The 5,260-nt window shown below is 74.8% G+C and carries 5 protein-coding genes; 2 read left to right on the top strand and 3 right to left on the bottom strand.

Annotated elements, in window-relative coordinates:
• Positions 1-122: 122 nt before the first annotated feature.
• On the bottom strand, positions 123-1,247 hold the full coding sequence (locus ABD323_RS39325) for a phosphotransferase (protein WP_344446909.1): 1,125 nt from the start codon (positions 1,245-1,247) through the stop codon (positions 123-125).
• Between the two features lie 507 nt (positions 1,248-1,754).
• Between ABD323_RS39325 and ABD323_RS39320 the strand changes: the two genes are divergently transcribed.
• Complete coding sequence (locus ABD323_RS39320) at positions 1,755-3,224, top strand: DNA-binding protein NsdB (protein ID WP_344446908.1); 1,470 nt, start codon at positions 1,755-1,757, stop codon at positions 3,222-3,224.
• A gap of 113 nt (positions 3,225-3,337) precedes the next feature.
• Here ABD323_RS39320 and ABD323_RS39315 read toward each other — a convergent pair whose 3' ends face one another.
• Complete coding sequence (locus ABD323_RS39315; protein ID WP_344446907.1) at positions 3,338-3,514, bottom strand: hypothetical protein; 177 nt, start codon at positions 3,512-3,514, stop codon at positions 3,338-3,340.
• 132 nt (positions 3,515-3,646) lie between these two features.
• The gene (locus ABD323_RS39310) at positions 3,647-4,012 is read right to left on the bottom strand and encodes a hypothetical protein (protein WP_344446906.1); all 366 of its coding nucleotides are present in this window, start codon (positions 4,010-4,012) and stop codon (positions 3,647-3,649) included.
• 297 nt (positions 4,013-4,309) lie between these two features.
• Between ABD323_RS39310 and ABD323_RS39305 the strand changes: the two genes are divergently transcribed.
• The coding region (locus ABD323_RS39305; protein ID WP_344446905.1) for a HEAT repeat domain-containing protein at positions 4,310-5,260 on the top strand (951 nt) is incomplete at its 3' end.

Genomic DNA, 5,260 nt, shown 5'->3' with positions numbered 1-5,260 from the left:
CCCGCGCCCGCCCCGCCGTCCCGCGCCGGGCTCACGCCCGCCGCGCCGGTCCTCGTACCGAGCGCACCGGCCGCACCCGCGCCGGTGCGCGCACCGCCCGTACCCGCACCTGCGCTGCGCGCTCAGCGCGTGCCCACCGCGGCCCGGACCGCGCGCCGGGCGAGCGCCGCGTCCTCGTAGAGCCGGCGGATCATGATCCGCTGCTCCTCGCCGGCCCCCGGCACGTCGTACAGCCGCAGTTCGCGCATCAGCACCAGGACCAGGTTGACCAGGAAGGCGTCCCGCGCCAACGTCCCGCCGAGCTGGGCGAGCTGGCTGATCTGCCGGCGGGCCGCCGAGTCGCCGGACAGCACGCTCCAGAGCACCGCGAGGTCGTAGCCCGGTAGGTACCAGCCGGCCTGCTCCCAGTCGAGCAGCACCGGCCCGGACGGCGCCAGCATGATGTTGGAGAGCAGCGCGTCGCCGTGACACAGCTGTGGCGCGGTGTGCGCCAGGCCGTGCAGCAGCTGGCGCAGGTCCCCGGCGTCCCGGTCGGTGAGCTGGCCCACCGAGTGGTAGCGGCTGATCTCCCACTGGTAGTCCAGCGGCTGCTCGAAGATGTCGGTCGGCGGCCGCCAGAGGTTGAGCGCGCGGACCGCGCCGAGCACCGCGCGCACCTCGCCGGGCGTGGGGGCGTTGGCCGGGTGGCGCTCGACGGCGGCCGGCCGGCCGGGGATCCGCTCCATCACCAGCACGCAGCGGTCGTGGTCGGCGGCCACCAGCTTGGGCATCCGCACCGGCGGACGGTGCCGCACGAAGGCCCGGTAGATGGCCACCTCGCGGTGGAAGCGCTCCGCCAGCACCGCCCGCTGCTCGCCCTGCACGGCCTGCGGGGACAGGCACTTGGCGACCACCGGAGTGCGCCCGATCAGCCCGGTGAGCAGGATGTGCCGGCCGTCCTCGCGCAGCACCTGGCGCGCCGAGAAGGCAGGCGATATCCGCGTGATGTGGGCGAGCGCGGCCCGCACCGACGGGGCGGCCAGCGCGGCGGTGTCGGTCCGCTCGGCCAGCGGGGCGCCCTGCGGCAGCCGGGGGCGCAGCAGGCGGTCCACCCCGGCGCGCGGCAGGAACCCGGGCGCCTCGATGCGCCCGGCGGGCCGAGCGGGAAGGGCGGGCTTCGGCCCGGGCCGGCGGATCGCCGCGGACGAGGGCGGCCGCTGGGCGGTGCCGGTCCGGAGCGCGGTGGGGGAAGTCGCTGAGGAGTACATAACGGGAGGAGTTTCCCTTCCTTGCCGACGGCATATGTCAGCCAAGGCGGCGGCCCTGGCGTGGATCAGACGCTGGTGCGACAGCTCTTCGTGCGGCGGTGCTCGGCGCACCGGTGCTGCGGGGGCCGCCCGGAGTGGGTGGGTCGGGGGCCCGGCCGCGGTGCTGCGGGAGGCGTTCGGCGCGGGCCCGGGCCGCCGACGGCCCGAACCGCGCACCCTGGGGAAATGCGCGGACCGGCCGGGCGGCCGGGCGCTGCGCTGGATCGCGCCACCCGGTCGCGCCACCCCCCTCGCCGAGCCGCGGTGGCGGCCGGCCGGCCCGGGCGGAATGCCTTCCGACCAGGCACCTCGGGCGATTCGGCCCGGGGTGGGGTTGGTGCATCTCTACCTGACACCGTGAAGGCACTGGCTTACCAGTTGGCGCACCCTGGCGAACCATGGCGAATGCTCGCGTGGCACATGACAGCGCATTAGTCTCGAACCAGCCGAGGAGCCTGGGGGCTTGATGTGAGCAAGGAACCCAACGCCCGACTGGCCGACCTGTTCGCCCTGACCGGATGGTCCAAGGGCGAGCTGGCGCGGCTGGTCAACCGGCGTGGTGCCGCGATGGGACAGCAGCAGTTGTCCACCGACACCTCGCGGGTGCGGCGGTGGATCGAGCGGGGCGAGATCCCGCGCGATCCCGTGCCACGGGTGTTGGCGGCGGTGTTCACCGAGCGGCTCGGCCGTGTCGTCTCCATCGAGGACCTCGGTCTGGCACGACACCGGCGACCCGGCACGACTTCGGCGGACGGCGCCGGAGCACCGGAGCCGGTTCGAACGGCTGAGATCCTCACCGAGTTCACGGGAATGGATCTCATGCTCAACCGACGCGGACTGGCCAACGCGGGCCCGGCGCTGCCGGGGTCCTCCGTCATCCCCGACTCCCTCTACGACTGGATCTCCGGCGACAACGTGGCCCTGGCGGCCGGCCGGACCGGACCGCGGCAGGTGATCACCGGCCCGCCCGGCCGGCCGGTGGTGGACGTCTACGAGCCGGGCCCGGCCAGCGCGGAGGAGGTCGCCGCGCTGGAGGGCTCGGTGGACGTCTTCCGGGCCTGGGACGCCTCACGCGGCGGTGGGCTGCAGCGCAAGGCGGTGATCGGACAACTGGACGAGGTGGGCGGTCTGCTGACCCACCGTCATCCACCCGAACTGGCCCGCCGGCTGTGGATCGTGGCGGCCAACCTGGCGGTGCTGGCCGGCTGGATGTCGCACGACGTGGGCCTGGAGCCCACCGCGCAGCGGTACTTCGTGATCGCGGCGCAGGCCGCGCGGGAGGCCGGCGACCGGCCCCGGGCGGCCGAGGCGGTCTCCCGGGCCGCCCGGCAACTGCTGCACCACGGACGGGCGGACGAGGCGCTGGACCTGATGGAGCTGGCCAAGGCCGGCGCGGGCGAGGGCGCGTTGCCGCTCACCAGGGCGATGCTCAACACGGTGGAGGCGTGGGCGCAGGCCTCGCTGGGGCACGCCCGGGAGGTGGGCCGGCTGCTGGGCGAGGCCGAGGAGCTCTTCGTCCAGCACGGCGGCGAGCCGGCGCCGAGCTGGATGCAGACCTTCAACGAGTCGGAGCTGCACGGGATGCAGGCGCTGGTCTACCGGACGCTGGCCGAGCACGACCCGCGCGCGGCCGGTCAGGCCACCCAGCACGTGCACAGCGCGATGCGGCTACGGGCCCGGCAGGGCAAGGAACGCTCCACCGTGCTGGACCAGTTGACGCTGGCCTCGGTGAACTGGATCGCGGGCGAGCCGGACGAGGCGCTGGTCCAGGCGAAGTTGGCGCTGGCCGCGATCGGCGACACGTCCTCGCACCGCACCTGGGACCGGCTGCGCGAGATGTACCGGCTCACCGGCCGCTACCAGGACCTGCCCCGGGTCGCCGAGCTGCGCGCGGAGATCCAGGCCGCGGTCCCGCCCTCAAGACGCCCCGAGGCGTAGTCCCGACCGGAGACCGGCTCGTCCGGAGACCGGCACGACCGGCGGCCGGCACGACCGGAAACGGCACGGTCGGCATCGGCCCGGCCGGGACCACGCCCGCGGGCGCCGGCATGTCAGAGGGTGTCGACGGCCGCGCTGTGCACCTGGTCCCAGGCCTCGGAGACGAAGCGCTCGCGCTCGGTGAGCGTCAGGTGCGGGAAGTAGTCCTTCAGCCGCTCGACGACGACCTGCTCGGGCTCGTGGCACTCGTGCAGCAGGAATGCGGCCTTGTGAAGAATCTGGCTGTCCATCGGAACGGTCCTCCCTTGCGCAGGTCCGCCCGGTGCCGACGCTGCGGCGCCAGCATATGTGCGCCACCCGGCAAGTGTGCGCGGGGGTCGGCCTGACGCGCGGGCCGGCCACGACCGGTCCCCAGCGAGCGCTCAGGCGGCTCTCAGGGTGAGTCGCAGCGAGATGACCTGGCCGTCCGCGCCGAGCACCGGCCGGCCCGAGCAGTGCACCGAGGTGGCCGCCCGGTCGGTGCGGTCGACCCGGACCACGCCCTCCAGCGGCCGACCGTGCACCAGTGCCTCGGTGACCATCCGGCACAGCGCCGGGCGGTCCTGCGGCACGAGCCGGGAGGGGAGCTGGTCGAGGGTGAGCGGCCCGAGTCGCGGGTCGCGGGCGAGCATCGGGTACACCTCGGCGGTCCAGTACACGGCGTCGGTGACCAGGTCCCACTCGGCGGTGCCGGCCACGGGCCCGGTCGGCGCCGGCGGCGCGGTGAGGGTGGTCCGAGGCAGGCTCATGGGTGTGTCCCAGCAGGTGAGGGGGCGACGGGGGACCGAGGGGGGCCCTGGTGACGACTCTTCCACATCCTCACGCACGGTGTGCGCGGAATCACGGAACAGCTGGCAACTTTCATCTGGCATATGCCACGGCGTCCGCGGGGCGAAGCGTCTTACCCATCACCAGGTGCGTGCGCGGCAGGTAGGCGGTAACCTACGGTGATTCCGGCGCCCGGGCGCCCGCCCTGCGTGACCACCAGACCCCCGGCGACGGAAATCCCGTTGCCTCCCCCGACCGCCGCAACGGATGCTGACCTCATGTTCGAGCCCGTGATAGCCCCCAGTGCCAGCCTCCTCGGCCTTCTGCAAAGAGGCCGCGGCGACGGGCAGCTGCATGCGCTCGCCGCGGACCGTCACGAGGCGATCGCAGCCCTGGAAGAGTGTGTCACCAGCGATCCGCGCGCTGACTGGCAGGTCGAGAACCGCTCCCTTTACTACGCACGCGTCTACATGGAGCTGGAGGCCCCGCTCGGCGGTATCGAGCGGCACCTGCAGCACCCCGACGACCTGCTCGACCTCGACGAGGCCCGCACCGGCCTGGCGCTGGCGGTCCTCGGCCACCTGGCCGCCTACGGCCGCCGCGACGCCCTGCTGCTCCTGCGCCAGTACGCCGCCACCGGCGGCAACTGGGCCTGGGCGCTGGACGAGCTCGCGCTGCGTGACGAGGACGAGGCACTGCTCGGGCTGGCCCCGGCCGTGCTGAGCCGGTTCCCGCAGGACCCGCAGGGCGAGGCCGAGCTGCGCGCCGCGATCCGGTCCGCGTACGAGCCCAAGCCGTGGCGGCTCTGGGCCGCCCACCACCCGCGGATCGCCGCGGCCGGCGAGCAGTCGCCGTTCGACCTCTGGCAGCGCCAGCTGAACCGCAGCGGCGAGGTGACCCCCGGCTGGAGCGTGGCCGACGTGCTCGCCTGGGCCGACCGGGGCGAGGTCGGGCCGCGCCCGGACCCGACCGCGGTCGACCGCCGGGCCGCCGCGGCCGCCCGCTGCCTGGCCGCCGTGGCCCGGCCCGAGGACCGCGACAGCCTGCTGACCGCCGCCAGGACCGGAGCCGAGGGCGCCCGCCGGGCGGCCCTGCGCCACCTGGTCGACCAGGACGATCCGGCCGTCCCCGAGCTGCTGGAGGCGGCCGCGGCCGACGCCGACCCGCGCATCGTGCGGGCCGCGCTGGACACGCTGGGCCGCATGCGCGGCCCACGCGCCCTGCGCGAG

The organism is Kitasatospora nipponensis (genome assembly GCF_039528135.1).
GTDB classification, from domain to species: Bacteria; Actinomycetota; Actinomycetes; order Streptomycetales; family Streptomycetaceae; genus Kitasatospora; species Kitasatospora nipponensis.
Note: the sequence above shows the minus strand (reverse complement) of the source record. Positions and strands in the feature narration are given on the sequence as shown.